This window comes from Acidobacteriota bacterium, from assembly GCA_038040445.1.
GTDB lineage: Bacteria > Acidobacteriota > Blastocatellia > UBA7656 > UBA7656 > Onstottus_A > Onstottus_A frigus.
In genome coordinates, this window is sequence record JBBPIG010000021.1 from 1 (window position 1) to 17,061 (window position 17,061).

18 protein-coding genes are annotated in these 17,061 nt (G+C 56.3%); 9 read left to right on the forward strand and 9 right to left on the reverse strand.

What is annotated here, in order from left to right:
* From AABO57_20495 to AABO57_20515, 5 genes are all read left to right on the forward strand, one after another.
* Positions 1–563 (forward strand): hypothetical protein (locus AABO57_20495; GenBank protein MEK6288106.1); only part of this gene is annotated, 563 nt, incomplete at its 5' end.
* Complete coding sequence (locus tag AABO57_20500; protein ID MEK6288107.1) at positions 563–1,372, forward strand: hypothetical protein; 810 nt, start codon at positions 563–565, stop codon at positions 1,370–1,372. The genes AABO57_20495 and AABO57_20500, both read left to right, overlap by 1 nt.
* Before the next feature lie 38 nt (positions 1,373–1,410).
* The gene (locus tag AABO57_20505) at positions 1,411–2,190 is read left to right on the forward strand and encodes a hypothetical protein (GenBank protein ID MEK6288108.1); all 780 of its coding nucleotides are present in this window, start codon (positions 1,411–1,413) and stop codon (positions 2,188–2,190) included.
* Positions 2,191–2,211: 21 nt separating this feature from the next.
* Complete coding sequence (locus AABO57_20510; GenBank protein ID MEK6288109.1) at positions 2,212–3,633, forward strand: HEAT repeat domain-containing protein; 1,422 nt, start codon at positions 2,212–2,214, stop codon at positions 3,631–3,633.
* A 179-nt stretch (positions 3,634–3,812) separates the two neighbouring features.
* The gene (locus AABO57_20515; protein ID MEK6288110.1) at positions 3,813–4,448 is read left to right on the forward strand and encodes a hypothetical protein; all 636 of its coding nucleotides are present in this window, start codon (positions 3,813–3,815) and stop codon (positions 4,446–4,448) included.
* A gap of 310 nt (positions 4,449–4,758) precedes the next feature.
* Here AABO57_20515 and AABO57_20520 read toward each other — a convergent pair whose 3' ends face one another.
* From AABO57_20520 to AABO57_20545, 6 genes are all read right to left on the reverse strand, one after another.
* A complete protein-coding gene (locus AABO57_20520; GenBank protein ID MEK6288111.1) occupies positions 4,759–6,057 on the reverse strand; it encodes an AMP-binding protein in 1,299 nt (432 codons plus the stop codon).
* Entirely contained in the window at positions 6,054–6,854 is an 801-nt protein-coding gene (locus AABO57_20525) for a 16S rRNA (uracil(1498)-N(3))-methyltransferase (GenBank protein ID MEK6288112.1), read from the reverse strand. The genes AABO57_20520 and AABO57_20525 overlap by 4 nt, the downstream gene beginning before the upstream one ends.
* A gap of 187 nt (positions 6,855–7,041) precedes the next feature.
* Positions 7,042–7,983, reverse strand: coding sequence for a 50S ribosomal protein L11 methyltransferase (gene prmA, locus AABO57_20530; protein ID MEK6288113.1), 942 nt, complete (start codon positions 7,981–7,983; stop codon positions 7,042–7,044).
* A 125-nt stretch (positions 7,984–8,108) separates the two neighbouring features.
* A complete protein-coding gene (gene era / locus AABO57_20535) occupies positions 8,109–9,011 on the reverse strand; it encodes a GTPase Era (GenBank protein ID MEK6288114.1) in 903 nt (300 codons plus the stop codon).
* Positions 9,004–9,480 carry a DinB family protein gene (locus AABO57_20540; GenBank protein ID MEK6288115.1) on the reverse strand — a complete coding sequence of 159 codons (477 nt, stop codon included), beginning with the start codon at positions 9,478–9,480 and terminating at the stop codon, positions 9,004–9,006. Before AABO57_20540 ends, era begins: the two co-directional genes overlap by 8 nt.
* Before the next feature lie 22 nt (positions 9,481–9,502).
* Positions 9,503–9,994, reverse strand: coding sequence for a histidine phosphatase family protein (locus AABO57_20545; GenBank protein ID MEK6288116.1), 492 nt, complete (start codon positions 9,992–9,994; stop codon positions 9,503–9,505).
* Positions 9,995–10,201: 207 nt separating this feature from the next.
* Here AABO57_20545 and AABO57_20550 point away from each other — a divergent pair, with 207 nt between their 5' ends.
* From AABO57_20550 to AABO57_20560, 3 genes are all read left to right on the forward strand, one after another.
* Positions 10,202–10,843 (forward strand): alpha/beta fold hydrolase, encoded by a 642-nt coding sequence (locus AABO57_20550; GenBank protein MEK6288117.1) that lies wholly within the window; start codon positions 10,202–10,204, stop codon positions 10,841–10,843.
* A 127-nt stretch (positions 10,844–10,970) separates the two neighbouring features.
* Positions 10,971–11,210 (forward strand): hypothetical protein, encoded by a 240-nt coding sequence (locus tag AABO57_20555; GenBank protein MEK6288118.1) that lies wholly within the window; start codon positions 10,971–10,973, stop codon positions 11,208–11,210.
* Positions 11,211–11,315: 105 nt separating this feature from the next.
* The gene (locus AABO57_20560; protein MEK6288119.1) at positions 11,316–12,512 is read left to right on the forward strand and encodes a multiheme c-type cytochrome; all 1,197 of its coding nucleotides are present in this window, start codon (positions 11,316–11,318) and stop codon (positions 12,510–12,512) included.
* Between the two features lie 26 nt (positions 12,513–12,538).
* On the opposite strand, the gene AABO57_20565 is transcribed toward AABO57_20560, so the two are convergent.
* The 3 genes from AABO57_20565 to AABO57_20575 form a co-directional block, all read right to left on the reverse strand.
* The gene (locus tag AABO57_20565; GenBank protein MEK6288120.1) at positions 12,539–14,209 is read right to left on the reverse strand and encodes an AMP-binding protein; all 1,671 of its coding nucleotides are present in this window, start codon (positions 14,207–14,209) and stop codon (positions 12,539–12,541) included.
* 43 nt (positions 14,210–14,252) lie between these two features.
* A complete protein-coding gene (locus tag AABO57_20570) occupies positions 14,253–14,741 on the reverse strand; it encodes an NYN domain-containing protein (protein ID MEK6288121.1) in 489 nt (162 codons plus the stop codon).
* A gap of 160 nt (positions 14,742–14,901) precedes the next feature.
* On the reverse strand, positions 14,902–15,954 hold the full coding sequence (locus tag AABO57_20575) for a FecR family protein (protein MEK6288122.1): 1,053 nt from the start codon (positions 15,952–15,954) through the stop codon (positions 14,902–14,904).
* 495 nt (positions 15,955–16,449) lie between these two features.
* Here AABO57_20575 and AABO57_20580 point away from each other — a divergent pair, with 495 nt between their 5' ends.
* Complete coding sequence (locus tag AABO57_20580; GenBank protein ID MEK6288123.1) at positions 16,450–17,034, forward strand: hypothetical protein; 585 nt, start codon at positions 16,450–16,452, stop codon at positions 17,032–17,034.
* Positions 17,035–17,061 lie beyond the last annotated feature (27 nt).

Consider the following 17,061-nt stretch of genomic DNA (forward strand, 5'->3'; position numbering starts at 1 on the left):
CTGATATAAGTCTGGGTCCGTCGTTGATTCCTCCTTTTTTCTTTGGTGGGCCTATTCCTGTGCCCGAGCTGCCACCCAGTGAGCCGGAACCTTTACCTGAGCGGGACCCGCAGCAAAACGATCCATGCGAAATGCTTAAGGCTGCGGCCCGAGCGCACGTTGACAAACTGCTTGCAAGGTCAGGGCTGGATCAATTCATTCGGGATAAGCAAATCTCGGAATCGGGAAAAGGTTATATTCTGAAGTTCTCTGATTTGCAGGCCGCACAAGACTACGTAAGAAACAGTGGATACTTCAACGGAGGCGGAAGTTTTGGCTCAGCTTTCCATGTAGGTGAACTGCAACGGCTCGGTGACACAGGTCCATTTTCGGATTTTAGGTCTTTCACTGGCTCCTCGGGCCTAGGGAAACGCAGCCTTCAGGTGACCTTTGGAACACTATTCGCTTATCTGGATACAGACAAGTTTAACTACCGGCAGGATCTGGTGGGGTTCTTCGGACACACTTTTGGCGAAGTGTTGCCGCATCTGGTGAAGAAGATAATTAAGAAGGGAGGTTGCTGATGAAAGGGCTATTCCCCTTACTCGCGACTATGATAGTCATGGTTGCTACGCCGCAGGCGGCTATCATGAACAACCAATCTAAGGATGACATTTCGCTGGAAAGAGCAAAGCATCTCTGGGAGATGGCTGTTGCCGCCAAAGGGGGGCGGGAACGGCTGGATGCTGTTAAGAGCATAGCTATCACGCAGGACTTCGGTGGAAGGGGCCGGTCAACCGAGCTCTGCGTGTTTCCAGACAAGTACTGGGCTTGGGAGGATCGCAGGCCGAGTAAGCTTGGCTTGGCGGCTGAGATGAGGAATTTCGAACGGAACATTGGCTATTTCGTTGTTGGGTATTTGCCGAATGACCCGAAGAAATCTGAACTGAAACCGGAAGATAGAGCAAGTTTCAGAAACCCTCAGTTGATATACCTCCTCGAGACTAAATGGTTCAAGCCCGAGGTGCTCAGAGCGTACAAAGATAATCTGGGGTTGCATTCCGTGGATGTTGTCGAGACTAGGGTAGGTAAGTTTCGCATAGCCGTTTTCCTGGACACGAAGACCCATCTGCCCGTGCGGGTAGGATACTTTAGTAACTACGTTGACAAAATATTCACTTGGTACGGGCTGTCCGATTATCACGAAGTCAACGGCATACTGGTACCCCACTCAATCAGCTATGACGGGAGCCGAAACATCCCCGTCCAAGTCGAGATCAATGTCGATTACGACCCCGCCGTCTTTGAGCGACCACCGCGAATTGATGATGGGCCATACCAATGGCGACCCAAAAGCTCAAAGCCAGCTAACAGTTCTGCGCGTCGAGTCTGAAAAATAAAGAGGAATACTTAAGAGAAGACGGGCTGGTGATGAAAAGGTTACTCCATGTATTTGTAGTTATGATAGTCCTGTCGGTTACGCTGCGGGCAGCTATTAGGAATAACCAATCAAAGGATGATAACCCGTCGGAAAAAGCGAAGCAGCTTTGGGAGATGGCTATCGCGGCCAAGGGTGGGCGAGAGCGGTTGAAAGCAGTTCAGAGCATAGCAATCACGCAGACCTTTTCGGGACGAGGGCCGACAACAGAACTCTGTGTATTCCCGGATAAGTACTGGGTCTGGGAGGATCGCATGCCAACTAAACTCGGCTTGGCTGCCGAGGTGAGGAATTTCCAGCAAAACGTTGGCTACTTTGTCGTTGGCCACTTGCCAAATGACCCGAAGAAGTCTGAACTGAAGCCGGGAGCTAGATGGCCTATCACTGAGTGCCAACTCATAAACCTACTTGAAACCAATTGGTTTAAGCCTCAGCTCCTCACGTCGTACAGGGGTAACCTAGGCTCCAACGCTGTTGATATTGTCGAGATCAAGGTAGATCAGTTTCGCACAGGCGTTTTCCTTGACTCGAAGACTCATCTGCCGGTTCGTATAGGATACTTCCTGCGCGATACGGGCGACCGAATCTTTAAGTCGTATGGGCTGTCTGATTATCGCGAGGTGAAGGGCATTCTAGTGCCTCATTCAATCAGCTACAATGGCGGCCGCAGTATACCGCTGAAGATCGAAATAAATGTCGACTATGATCCTGCCATCTTCGAGCGGGCACCGCGCATCGCTGATGGGGCCGAACAGTGGCGGGCGAAACGCTAGAAGGATTCACGGCACTTCTTTATGTTAATTCGTGATGATCGAAAGGTAGGCCGTTGCAGCACGGTGGCGATCTTGTCGCTCTTAGTCGCGAGTTTGGCATCGGCACAGATGGATGCTCGCACCCGTCCGTGTCTCGAGCTAAGTGGGAGTATCATTGACGGACAATCAAAGGGCGAAAGTTCCCTCGAAAGAGCAAAGCAACTCTGGGAGATGGCTATCGCGGCCAAGGGTGGGCGAGAGCGGTTGAAAGCAGTTCAGAGCATAGCAATCACGCAGACCTTTTCGGTAAGAGGGTCGTCAACAGAACTCTGTGTATTCCCGGATAAGTACTGGGCCTGGGAGGATCGCAGGCCATCCAAGCTCGGCTTGGCAGCCGAGGTGAGGAATTTCCAGCAAAACGTCGGCTACTTTGTCGTGGGGCACTTGCCAAATGACCCGAAGAAGTCTGAACTGAAGCCGGAAGCTAGATGGCCTCTAACTGAGTGCCAATTGCTCTATCTACTTGAGACGAGATGGTCCGCGCCCGAATTGCTCAAGGCATCCCGGAGCAAAGTGGGATCGACGGATGTTGATGTACTGGAGGTCAAGATAGATCCCTTCCGCGTTGCTGTTTATCTTGATTCGAAGACCCCCCTTCCTGTTCGCATAGGATACCTCAGCAAGTACACCGGCAAGATTTTTCAATGGCACGGGTTCTCCGATTACCGTGAGGCTAATGGCATCTTCCTGCCACACACAATCAGCTATGACGGGGACCGGAGCATCCCCTTGCAGGTGGAGATCAACGTCCATTATGACCCCGCCGTGTTTGAACGGCCGCCGCGAATCGACGAGGGACCATTCCAGTGGCGCGCCAAAGGCGTAAAGCCAACCTCGAACAATTCTGCGCCGCCCAAGCCTGATGACGGGATCAATCCAAAGCAAATCCAGCAGGCCATCAATCAACTCCACCAGAAGGATGAGAACGTGTACATCGAAGGGAGAGATCTATTGCTCCGCGCCGGACCCATTGTAATCCCCGCATTAACAGATGCGACCAAGGGCAAGCGCGGAGAACAACGGTACAGACTAGCTTCGATCTTGCTAGAGCTTGATGAGGAGAACGAGACCGCCGTAAATGCGTTTCACGAGTTGCTGCTGGACAGGGACGAGGACGGGCTGTTGCGAAGACATTCAGCTTTTCAGCTTGCGAGTTGCAATAAGGGCATAATGGTTCTTATCAGTCTGCTGAAAAACAAGGATGTTTTTGTGAGGCGCAGCGTGCTGTTCGCCTTTGATGAGTTGACAGAACAAAGCAAGATACCTGACCTAGTCAAGAAGGCTGTTCCGCTTCTGAAGGAATTGTTGAAAGACTCGGATGAGATAGTAAGAGGAATGGCGGAAGAAGTTCTTGAGCAGATTACTGCAACAAAGAGCAACAACTCTGCTTGTAACACCGGCTGAACGAATTAGCCAACACAGACTTTTCGGCCGCTCCGAAACACCCACCCCAGTCTTCGTCTCTGAGCGGTGTGACTTACACGACGATGTTATCGGGGGCATGAAATGATGGTCAGTGAAGCCGCGATAGTACTTACTCGTTTTCTGTCTCTAATCGAGCCTTCTCAGGCTCATTAGCGCAAGTGGCTCTTTCAGGTCAGAACGGCAGCGGCTCTACGGCGGGCAATGCCGCGCAGTTGATGAGCGTCAGTGGGACGATCAACGGCACAACGGAGAGTGCGGGCTTCACCTATGACCTGCAGGGACGCCTGGCTACGTCGAGCCAGACCAGCAATGGAGCAAGTGCGCAGCGGCGATTTGCCTACGACCGCTGGGGCAACCGCACTACTGCGTGGGATGCGGTGACCGGTGGAAATCAGATTCAGACGGTGACGTTGCAGCAGAGTGGCGGCGTGCCGACTAATCAGATCGCGACAGTGAATGCGGTTGGCTTCAGCTATGATGCGGCGGGCAACGTGACTAATGCCGGATCACACAGCTACACGTACGACGCAGAGAATCGGGTAGTAAGCATCGACGGAGGGGCAGCGCAGTATGCGTATGATCACCGAAACTGGCGAGTGAAGAAGATAGCATCTGGAGCTACAACGCACTACGTGATATCGAGATCAGAACCGGTCATGATAGTTCCGGCGAACGCTTCGAGATCCCATCGACGTGGAAGGCCGGTAAGCTATTCCAAATGCTATACTATGGGACTCATAGACGGTGAAGATCCGACCTATCTTCAAAGAACTGCGGCAACTATAGACAAATGATCCGCGATATAGGACGAAGCCCTATTACTGGTGTGGCTTCGTTGTGGTAGGCGAAGGCGGCGGGAGTGCTCCGTGCCGCGCCACGATCTGACTGTCTCCAGCAGCTTCTTTACACGCTCATTATTCGGCTGATCTATGAGATGAGTTTGAAACTCTCGCTCAGCCTCGTCGAGCAACCCGGTCTCAGCGTACAGTACCCCCGCGCCGCATGCGAGACTGTGCCATTTATCCTACGATTCAGTTCAGCTACCAGTGCCTTCTCCATTACCCTGAATTCCGCACGAGCTGGCACAGCCGGTGCACTCCAAAACTAACCGATTCTCTTGAACCGTCGCGCCTTGAACTCGTAGCGCGGGAGGCTGCCCGTCGCCGCCTGTTCAACGCTGACCCGAATGCTGTACTGCGTTCGGAACGCATGAGTCAGTAAGCGCGCGGTATCGTCGAAAGAAGCCGCCGTTTCAATCCTGATAGACAAATCATCCATACCAGCGACCCGGCGGATGTTCACTTCGTACTCCGAGATGTTTCGCAAGCTGCGAATCAAGTCATCAATCGCGCTCGGATACAGATTGACTCCGCGCACTATGATCATATCGTCAGCGCGACCTACCACGCCGCCCTTGATCCGAGCGAACCCCCTTCCGCAATCGCACGGCTCGGTTGTCAGCTCGACCAGGTCTCCAGTCCGATACCGCAGCACCGGCATCCCTGCGCGGCCAAGGTTCGTTATCACAAGCTCACCGCGCTGACCTTCGTCGATTGACGCGCCGCTTTCAGGGTCGATCATCTCGAAGATGAACTCGGCCTCGTTTAAATGGATCGCCCCGGTTTGAGCTTCGCAGTCAAAAGCCCACGCGCCGGCTTCGGTCGCGCCCGCGTGATCGAAACAAGTCGCGCCCCACGCCGCTTCAATCGCGCGCTTGACGTTCGGCAGGCTTGCGCCCGGCTCGCCGGCATAGATGCCTATTCGAATTGCCGACGAGTGCAAATCAATTCCGAGCACCCGCGAAACCTCGGCGAGACGCAGCGCATAGGTCGGTGTGCAAACGATCACCGTCGCCCGATTGTCCAGTAGACACTGCAGCCGCTGTTCGGAATTCATGCCGCCGCCCGAAATACACATTGCGCCGATATGCCGCGCGCCCGAGATCGCCGTCCAGTGGCTGATGTAAGGCCCAAACGAGAACGCGCAAAAGACGATGTCATCCGGGGTCACGTCGGCAGCGCGATAAACATATCCCCAACAGCGCATCCACCAGTCCCAATCCTCTTTGGTGTCGAGGCACTTCAGCGGCCGCCCTGTCGTGCCCGAAGTCTGGTGAAAGTAGCGATAGCGCGAGAGCGGGTAAGTGAGCAGTCTCCCAAACGGCGGATGCTCGAGCTGTTCGTCGACCAGTTCTTGTTTGGTGGTGAATGGGAATCGGCGCAAGTCGTCCCCGCGCTCGATGCGTGTAAGGTCAAATCCGGCGGCGCGAGCTTTTTCTTGATAAAACTGGTTGGTACGCAGCTCGCCCGTCAGAGCGCGAAGCCGTTCGTCCTGTAGCTCGCGAAGCTGGTCTGGTGAAAGCGTCTCGAGCCGGCGATCATAAAAGTGCGCTTCGTTTGTCACTCCGTCCCTCTCGTTGAAAGACCGCCCATCGCATTCTGGATCAATGCTATCGCGACCACGGCGGCGGTCTCAGTCCTCAAAACCCGCGGACCAAGGGTGACTGATTTGCAACCAAACTCGTTTAACAGTGCCAGCTCTTCATCGCTCCATCCGCCTTCTGGTCCGACTAGCGCGACGACGGGGCTCCCGTTCGATATCCCGTCGAGCGCATCGGTCAACGTAACGCCGCCTCTTTCGCTGAAAAGCAGCAGTGCTCGGTGAGTCTGAGAAGAAAGGGCAGGTGAGCTCCGAACCGGCGGCGATTGGTCGCTGTCGCTGAAAAACTCCTGAAGAGTGCGTGGAGCGGTTATCTCCACAAGCTTGCGGCGGCCGCATTGCTTCAGCGCTTCGAGCGATATTCGCCGCCATCTCTCGACCCGCCTGGTTCTCTGTTGATCGTCGAGCCTCACGTCTGCGTATCGAGTCACCAGCGGCGCGATCCGGCTGACACCCAGCTCGGTCGCCTTCTGAATTATGAAGTCGAACTTCTCCCCTTTGGCCAGCGCGTGAGCAAGAGTTAGATGAAGCGGTGACTCGACAATATCGCAGAGCGCATCCGTGATTTCCAACTGTGCGTAGGTGTCCTTCAAGCTGCGAAAGCTGCACTTGTACTCGTTGCCACAGCCGTCAAAGACGAAGGCCTCATCCCCGGGGGTCATCCGCAGCACGTGCATCAAGTGGTGCGTTTCGTCCGCTGAAAGAGTTACGATCTCCGCTTCGATGCTGTCGGGCGGTGCGTAGAATCTTCGACGCGCCATTCTTTCTCTCCCTGGGAGCGCAGGCATCCTTGCCTGCCTTTTTCCGCTAACGGCTATTCTCTTTTCTGCGCAACGCGATGCAGGCCCTGGGAGCGCAGGCATCCTTGCCTGCCTTTTTCCGCTAGCGGCTATTATCTTTTCTGCGCAACGCCATGCAGGCAGGGATGCCTGCGCTCCCAGGTGCAAGCTAAGCTCTTCGCGCGATGAGCGCACACCACTCGCCCGCGTGCCGCCGTTCAATCACTCTGCAACCGGCGGCGCCGAGCGAGAGCTCAACATCCTCGGCGAGCTCACTGAGTACGCCTGACAGTATCATCAGACCTTCGGGAGCGAGGCAACCCGCAAGTTCAGCCATCAAGGCGACGATGACTTCTGCCGTCAAATTCGCTACTACTACATCGAACGCCTGACCGGTCAGACCTAAATCATGGCCCGGCTGCCCTTCGATCAATTCGATGGAGCCCGAGACGCCGTTGATCGCGACGTTCTCGCGCGCGACTCCGACCGCTTGCGGATCAACGTCGATTGCGACTACACGCGAACCGGCCGCGAGCGCCGCCGCCGCAATCGCAAGTATCCCTGTCCCGGTTCCTACATCCAGCAGGCTGCCCCCGTGCCAGTAGCGTTCGATTGCTTCCAAACACAGCCGCGTAGTCTCGTGTGTCCCGGTGCCGAAGGCCATGCCGGGATCGATTTGAATCACCACCCGGCCCTCGCTCTTGTCGGGGAGCTTCCAGGATGGCGCGACAACCAGCCGGCTGCCGATCTCAACAGCTTCGAATCCTTCTTTCCATTTCTGCATCCAGTCCTGTTCTGGAACTGGCGAAATGGAACAACTGCTCAGCGCATCGCGCCGTCCGGTTCGCGCGAACTCGGCTTCAACTCCCCGTTTGATATCGTCCGCGTTTACGGCGCCATCGAAGTACGCGCCGAGCTTCACCGCATCAGCGCTCTCCTCGAGCGTGACGATCCCGGTTGACCCGAGGTCGAAGAGTAGCGCGCTTGCCTCTTCTTCGGCATCTCGCGAGACATCGAGCGTGACGAGCCACCAGTGAGGATTGCCGATTGCCGATTGCCGATTGCCAGAATTTCCGATTGCCGATTGGCGATTGTCGATTGGAGAGCTCATACGTTGAATGATGCCTTGCGCTTAACTGCCTCACAACGGAATTCAATCGGCAATCGGAAACCACCGAATCCTCAATCGGCAATCGCCAATCGGAAATCACCGAATCGCCAATCGTCAATCGGAAATCACCGGATTCCCAACTCATCAAGTGTGCGTTCGTCGTCGCGCCAGCGCTCGCGCACCTTCACGAACAGATTCAGGAAGACATGCCGGCCGAGCAGCTTCTCGATATCCGCGCGAGCGGCGGTACCGATGTCCTTCAGCCGGGCGCCGGCTTTCCCGATTACGATGGCCCGGTGCGACGGCCGCTCGACGTAGATCAAACAGTGAATCCTGGTGATGCCTTCGGTCTCCTCCCAGCGTTCGGTCACGACGGCCGTGACGTACGGCAATTCTTCGCCGGTCACTTGAAGAATCTTCTCGCGCACAAGTTCGGCGGCGAGCACTCGCTCGGGCTGATCGGTCATCTCGTCTTCGGGATATAGCTGCGGGCCGGCGGGCAGATATTCGAAGACCCTGGGGACCAGCAACTCGACTCCATCGCCGGTTAGCGCCGAGAGCGGAATGACTTCGGCAAACTCTTGCTCGCCGGTATAACGCTCGATCAGCGGAAGCAACTGCTTCTTGTCGCGCAGCGCGTCGACTTTGTTAGGCAGCAGGAACGCGCGAGTGCCGGCCCGCTTCAACATATCGAGCACGAACTGATCGCCGCGCCCCATCGGCTCTGTCGCGTCGATGATCAGCAAGATCAAGTCGACGGTCGAAAGCGCGTCGGTAACGATAGCCATCATCCGGCGGTTGAGCCTGTAACCGGGTTTGTGTATGCCGGGGGTGTCAAGAAAAACGATCTGGCCTTCCCCGCGAGTCAACACCCCGGCGATGCGCGTGCGAGTCGTCTGAGGCTTGTCCGAGACGATCGCGATCTTTTCACCGATGATTGCGTTGAGTAGCGTGGACTTGCCCGCGTTGGGACGCCCGATCAATGCGACGACTCCGGACTTGCGGTGGTCGTATTCTAATCTATCCACGCCAGTCCCCGAGTAACTTTCGCGTCTGTACGATCTGGCCAAGATGATACGCGTTGTGGTCCGCTACCAACAGTATCTGCCTGAGATACGTCCGCCAGTCGCCGTGAGGGACCTTGGCTGTTAAATCCACTTCCGAATCCTGAATCAGTTTGATCAATTCTTCGAGGCCGGTGGCGAATCCATCAACCGAAGCTTGCCACATCGCATCTGTCACGCTTTCGGTCCTGGTGGGCCAATATCCTTCGGGCCACTCGGGCGACTTCCACGAAGGGTCCAGCGTGTATCGCAAAATATCTTCCTGCGCGATCCGCAAGTGCTCGAGCACTTCCCAAACCGAATGCACATCTGCGCCAGGGCGAACATTGCGAAGCTTGGGATTGACATCGGCCAGCGCCGTTTCGGCTTTGACGCGCGCCTCGCCGCCGCGAAGCAGCTTTACCAGTTGCTCGCGCAAAACAGAATCTGTCATGTAACACCTCGCTCTGAAATAACTACTCGCCGATTTGCTTGGGAGTCAGCAGCCAGGCGAGTCGTCCTTTTCCATCTTCCACATCTTCCCAGTGATCGATTTGAAACTCTATGCGGGCGAGGGCGGCCGTTGGCATTCGCTCGTTCGAGCCAGTCAACCGCTCGAGCAAATCTTCAAAGCCGGGATTGTGCCCGACCAGCAAAGCGCAAAAGCTGCCGTCCTCCAGACGCCTAATCAGCTTCATTAGCTCGGCAGACGAAGCTCCGTATATCGCTTCGTCAAATCGGGGTTCGCCGTCAAGCTTCGCCGCTTTCATCACATCTAGAATGGTCGCCTTAGCGCGAGCGGCCGGCGAACTGATAATCAAGTCGGGCAACGGGCCGCGCTTCCGAAGCGCCTTGCCAACTCGCGGAGCGTCGCGCTTTCCGCGCGCCGCCAGCGGACGGTCGAAGTCGCGCAGCGAAGAATCGCCCCAATCTGATTTAGCGTGTCGCAGTAGTAGCAGGGTCTTCATAGCGGTGCCTCCCGCGTTATGGTTCTAACATGCTAATGCATGCGCTGCTTTGGCAGAAGCCTGCGCGGCAGTATCAGAATAAGTCAGTCCTTCTTCGCGGGTCGCCGGGTTGGCATAGCGTGTCAGCCTACGCGGCTCTTGTGCGCGCGGTCAACTCGCCCCGCCTCGTGGCGAAATGTTAGGATCATCATCGATTGGTAACCGCTTATGACTGACCTAACGGGCAACACTTTCTTTGAAGGCCCCTCCGGACGACTCGAAGCCATCCTCAAAGAACCAGCTCCGCCGGTAACTCGCGCAGCCATCGCGTGCCATCCGCATCCACTGTTTGGTGGGACGATGCATAACAAGGTGGTCTTCCGAATCGCCCGCGCGTTCGAGGATGCGGGTTTCGCAGTGCTTCGGTTCAACTTCCGTGGCACGGGTCGAAGCCAGGGCGAACACGACAGTGGGCGGGGTGAACAGGATGACTTATGGGCCGCGATTGAGTTTATTGAAGAGAAGTATCCCGACGCTGAAATCTGGCTCGCGGGCTTTTCGTTCGGCTCCGCGGTGATGCTTCGGGCGGCGGCTTGCGATGACCGCGTGCGAGCTTTCGTGGCAGCGGGAGTTCCGGTTTCGAAGTACGACTTCACCGAGATCGGCCGGTGCAACAAGCCGAAGCTATTCGTTCAAGGATCGCTTGATGAGGTCGGATCAGTCGAGGATTTGGCGAAGTTGTTCGCCGCGCTGGATGAGCCGAAGCAACTCAAGATAATCGAGGGTGCGGATCATTTCTTCGAAGGTCATCTCGCGGAGCTGTCGCAAGCTGTTTCAAGTTTCATCGGATTTGTCGATTCGATCCAGTAGCCGCGTACCGCTTCCTATCGCTAGACTCCGATACTTGCAATACTAGGGCCTTGCTTGCCTAATGCTCGCCCTATCAACTACATTGTTCGAGGCGCTGAATAGTACGAATTCAAATCGATTTAAACTCATGACAAACCCAAAACCGATAAAAGTGCTGAAGCTCGCTGCGATTCTATTTGTAGCCGGATTTGCTTTCTTCGTGCAGCCGCGGAAGTCCTCTGGCGCAACGCCGATCCAATCCGCGCGCTTGTTCGAGATCGCCGGAATTGACATGCCGCTCGAGAAACGCGTTGGCGTCGACGACGGAGCGGCGTTCGTCGTGCACTTCGCCGGCGACACGCGGGGGAGTCTCGACTCCTGCGGCTGAAAACCGCCCCGTTTCGGGGGACTGACACGGCGTGTCAGCTACTTAAAATTGTTTCGCGAGCGACTGGGCCAGATACCTTCGCTGCTGGTCGACACCGGAAACTTCATGTCGGACGAGCGAAGCGCGCACGGCAGTCTTCGCCCGGACGCGGTAGCAAAAAACGACTGGGTGTTGAAGGCTTATAGCCAATTCCCGGTCGATGTAGCAAATGTCTCCTCACACGATCTACGTTACTTCTCGACCGTGCTCGCAGAACCGGAGCTCACCCGTCGCCTGGAATCTGAGCCACTACTCGACCGGCTCGTATCTGCCAACATCGTGAGCGAGTCCCCTGGTTTTGTGGCGCCACATCCCTTCATCGTCCGCGAGTTGCCTTCCAGACAGCCGGGCTCGAAGCCGATACGGGTGGCTTTCATCGGGCTTACCGAAACCTCACCATCGCCGCCCGCAGGTCTCAAGTTTATTGACCCTGCGGAGGCAGCCAGGCGCACAATCCCCGAAGCTCGAAAGCGGGCGAATCTGGTCGTGTTACTCGCGAAGGCTAGCTCGGAAGAGGCCGCGCGGATCGCCCGGGAGGCGCCGGGCATTGACGTCATAATTGCGGGCAACGGGTTGTCGCTCGAGCAGAATTTCACGCCTCCCTTCTACGTCGCCCAGACGCTGATAGTCTTCACGCCGTTCGAAACGAGACTGCTCGGTGAGCTTCGCTTCTATCAAACCGCTCCGGGCAAGTTTTCTACCAGGCAGCGCTTTATCGCGTTGGATGAGACATCGATTCCCGAGCACCCTGCGGCGAAGCAATTGGTCGACGCGGCGAACAGCGCCGAAACTGCGGCGCGCAACAACTCAAAGAAGCTTTTGGAGAATTGGCTGGCAAGCGGCAACGCACGTGTCACCAGCAAATCGCCAAACCCAGATTCCTCGAGAGGCGAGTCATCACCCGGCGTCCCAAGCACCTCTTGCAACCAGTGTCACCTCGCCCAGTTCATGAAATGGGTCAACAGCGCTCACGCACATGCGAGCAATTCGCTTCAAACGCGGGGGAACGAGTTCGAACCAAGCTGTCTCGACTGCCATGGAACCGGGTTCAAAGCGGCGAGTGCCGCCAACAAAGTCGAGCTGGCGAGATTTCAGAATGTGCAATGCGAACAATGTCACGGCCCGGGCAGCAATCACGTTGCGAAGCCTGGAAAGGGGTACGGCCGCGTTGCCGATATGAAGACAGCGTGCGGAACTTGTCACACTTCTGAGACCAGCCCGGGATTTGATCTTCATGCCGCGTGGGCAAAGATCAAACACTAAAAAACTATCCGTTCTGCATTGGCCTCTTACCCTTTACCTGTTTGTTCCGCGATGTGCATCTCGCGCAGCTTGAACTTCTGCACCTTGCCTGAGGCGGTCATCGGGAAGGAGTCGACGAAACGAATTTGTCGTGGGATTTTGAAGCGCGCGATGCGTCCGTTGCAGAAGTCCCGAATCTCGTCGAGGGTCGCCGTCTCGCCTTGTTTCAGTTTGATTGCCGCGGCGACCTCTTCCCCCACCCGTTCATCCGGGACTCCGTAAACATAGACGTCGACAATCTTCGGATTGCCGCGCAGGAGGTCCTCGATCTCTTTCGGCGCAATGTTCTCGCCGCCCCGAATAATCAACTCCTTTATTCGGCCGGTGATTCTGACATAGCCCTCAGAATCCATCGTAGCCTGGTCGCCGGTGTGCAACCATCCATCTTCGTCGATCGCTTCTGCTGTCGCCTTCGGGTTGTTGTAGTAGCCCTTCATCACGTTGTAGCCCCGGCAGCATAGTTCGCCGACAGTGTTACCTCCGCATTCCTCACCGGTTGCCGTATCTACGATCTTGACTTCGACTTCGGGCAGCGCGCGACCCACGGTCTGGGTACGAAGCTCTACGCTGTCGTCGCGCGGCGTCAACGTGATGCCGGGCGATGCCTCCGTAAGCCCATATGCGATGGCCAGCTCGGTAAGGTGCATGCGCTCCATGACCTTGCGCATCAGCGGCTCCGGGCAGAGCGCCCCGGCCATTATGCCGGTCCTCAGGCTCGACATATCGAAGTTGTGATAATCCAGTTGCTCGAGCTCGGCGATGAACATCGTCGGCACCCCGTAAAGCGTCGTGCATCGCTCGGCTTCAATGTATTGAAGAACGCGCAGCGCGTCGAAGGTTTCGAGCGGCACTAGCGAAGCCGCGTGGGTGTACGCGCCCAGCACACCGATCACGCAGCCAAAGCAGTGAAAGAACGGTACCGGCACGCAGAGCTTGTCATGCGGCGTCAGCGCGAGCCCTTCTGCAAGCCAGTATCCGTTGTTGACTATGTTGCGGTTGGTAAGCATCACGCCCTTCGGGAACCCGGTCGTTCCAGACGTGTATTGCATGTTGATTACGCTGTCGAGGCCTTGTGTTGCGATGCGTGCCTCCAATTGTTCGTCAGTTATTGTTTCGGACCGGGAGAGCAGCGAATCATAGCGAATCATTCCACCGGGATGTTCGTCGCCGATGTAGATCAAGTTGCGGAGAAACGGCAGCCTCGACGAGCGCAGCGCTCCTTCGTCGGACTCGCGCAACTCAGGCACTATGTCGTAGATAGTTTCCACATAATCGACATCGCGAAAACCCGCGACGGTTATCACAGTGCAGCTCTCGGACTGTTTGAGCAAGTATTCGATTTCAGCGCCACGCAGACTTGTGTTGACAGTGACAAGCACCGCTCCGATCTTCGCCAGCGCGAACTGCAGCACAACCCACTCGGGTATGTTCGGGGCCCACAGCGCTACGCGGTCACCGGTTTCGACGCCCAGGGTAAGCAAGCCCTTGGCAGTTTTGCGAGCGAGCCATTCAAGCTGGCTGAAATCGTATCGCAAGCCGCGGTCGGGATAGATCAACGCCTCGTTCTGCGGATAGTCCCGCGCAAGCAGCGTGAGTAGCTCGCCCACCCCAACGTCTCGGTACGCACGAGGTTTTTCAAAAGCTTCGCTACTGACCATGGCCGTTCCTCCCAAAGCCGGATCTGACCGATTTCTTAAGCGCTCATTCATCACTGATCTCATCGTCCTGGGGCAATGAGCCGAAGTATCTCAACCAGCCATCAAGATCGCCCATTTCAAACTGTTCGCCGTCCTCGGTTTTCGGTTTCAATTCGATGATGCGCTCGATCTGCTTTCTGAATTCGCCTGACCGGACCACCGACGCTCCTCGCGATCTGACTAGAAAAGCCAGGTGACGATCAGAGGTGACCACGGTCAGACCGCGCGAGTCCGGCGAAGTTTCGACGAGGCGTTCGATCCGCGCGTCGGCATTAGATCCTCGCTCGGCATACAATACCTTCACGCCGTGAAAAGCTGATCCTTCAGGAACTTCGCTGTCGGCGCCTCCGTCAAAGACTACAGTCACACGAGCCTTCTTCGCTGTGGCGAAGGCTGCCAGCTTTTCGAGCAGCGCTCTTCGAGATTTTGATTTGTCGCGGTGCCACCCAGGCGTCTGGCCCATTACATTGTTGCCATCAACGATATAGGCCATAGACCCGCAACTGTCCCTTCCGCGTCGGGAATTCTAGCCCGAGTCTAGTTGGATTGAAAGGCAAGCACCGAACCCGTGAACAAAGCCCAAAGGCGCCGAGTGCCTAAACGTGAACCTGGCACTCGGCGCCTTGAGATTTTCACACACTGTTTTTGGATCTTTATGGTCGGCGAGGCGACGGTCTTTCCCGCTCAGAGCTGCGCGCGCCTCCGCCCATAGTTCGAGATGGGGTAGGAGGAGGTTGATTGCCGCCGACGGCGCCTCTCCCACCTCCACTTGAGCCAGCGCCACCCGAGCTGCTGCCGTTGCCCGAACCACCCCCAGTGCTGGGTTGACCACCTCGGTTTCCGTCGCTGGGCCAACCGCCGTTGTTGTACCGCGGCCCATAATAGTTGTACCAGTACGGATTGCAGACAGCGTAGGTCCCCCCATACGGTGATCCGAACCCCCCAGTGTAAGGCAGGAACGTGTAGCACCGGCAAAACGGATCGTAAATCCAGGAGTTGTACAAAAGCGATATGCCGAGGCTGCGCCTCATGCCTTTATTGGACAGTCTGCTGTTTGTTGCGATCAGCGCTCTCGCTCGCTCCTTGCTCCAATTATCCAGCTCATCCACTTCCTGCTTTTTCAACTTGGCAATAACCGCCGTGTCGCCATCTACCACCGCTCTCTTGCCTTCTTTGATAGTCGAATTGCCGACGAAGACTCGGCCTCGGCGGACCGCAACCTCGGCCTTCGCGTCCGTTCCGACATTGAATCGATAAAGCCCGGCGCGCACGATCTCAAACTTTGCCTTGGGGGTTTCGACCCTTATCGAGGCATCGAGCGCCGACGCCTCGATTATAGCCGAGCCCCGCAAGAGCTTGATGGTGTTGGTGGTGTAGCCGTCAAACAAGAAGACGAACTCGCTCCCCTCGCCCAGACGCAGATAGCAGCCGGGGTTAAGCAGTATTTCGGCGCGCCCCGTTGAGCCGGTCTTCACGCTATCGCCTCTGAGAAGCTCGTCGCCGGAGATCAACAAACTCGGCGTCGCCAATGCCTTAACGCGAGTGACGCTTGTCTGGCCTTCAACGACATTGACTACTCCTGCTTTCGCGGAGACGACGTAGCTGCTCATCTCGCTTGGTGAGATTGACTTTCGGTCCTGCGCCAAAAGCGACGTGGCGCTGAGGAGGATAGCTATTGTCGCAATCGCAATCTTGGTGATCTTCATTTGTATCTCCTGGTGCGAGGCTGCAAGACACTAGAAAGTGGGCCTCGATTTTGCTCGACGAGCCATCTCTAAGCTTGCCGACTATTGACCGTGGATTCGGTACCCCACCTATTTGCGATTATACTCCGCTATGAAACGATAGCAAACGAAAAGCTATCCGAGTCAGGGTTTGGCCGGGCTAGCTTGTTTTTGCCCACACTCGGATCTCGACTGCCCTAGCCCCTGCCACGAGCCATCGCCGCCAGAACTTCCAGAATAATTTGTATTCAAGTCGGCGATGGGGTAGACTCCGGCGTGATTGACCCCCGTATTTGCGGCCTTTGCCGGACGCAAGCCGGGGGTTTCGTCGTTTTTGAATGACGACTAAAGTAGCGTATCGCCGCTTTGACCAAAGCCCCATAAGTGAGGCTCTCGCGTTTGTCGCGCGGAGACAGAGGTTGGTTGCGCTTCGAGCCAGCAGGATCAATGCCCAGTTTCGAGCAAGAAGGTTTCGCTATGACCAGCAACTACTCCCAAGAACAACCCGATGAGGTGAGCCGATTTAGCGTCAGCACCAGCGCCGAGATCACGATCCACATCGCCGAGCGCGAGGGCCACCCGTTCATAGTGATAAAAGAGCAGCATCCGGCGGGGACGATTTCGACTGAACACACCATCGAGATTCCGGCGGCGCTCCTTCCCGAGCTTAAGCGCGCGGTCGCCGTACTCGAGGAAAACTTCGGCGACGATGACGAGCCTGCGCCTCGCGGTCAGCACCCAATCAGCTTTGCCCACGAGTCGGAAGCGGAAGTTGCGCGCATCCTCGACTTCTACCACATCGCCTGGCAATACGAGCCGCGCACCTTCGCCATCGAGTGGGACGATGAGGGGAACGTGGCCAGCAGCTTTACGCCGGATTTTTACCTGCCCGATCACGATCTCTACATCGAGCTGACCACCGCGAAGCAACCGCTTGTTACAAAAAAGAACCGCAAGATTCGCCGGCTTCGCGAGCTATGCCCAGAGGTTAATATCAAAGTGCTTTACGCGTCTGACTACCGGAAGCTAATTGAGAAGTTCGCCGCTAGCGGGAGGTTTTAGGATAATGGGAGTGCGTACATGAAGTCA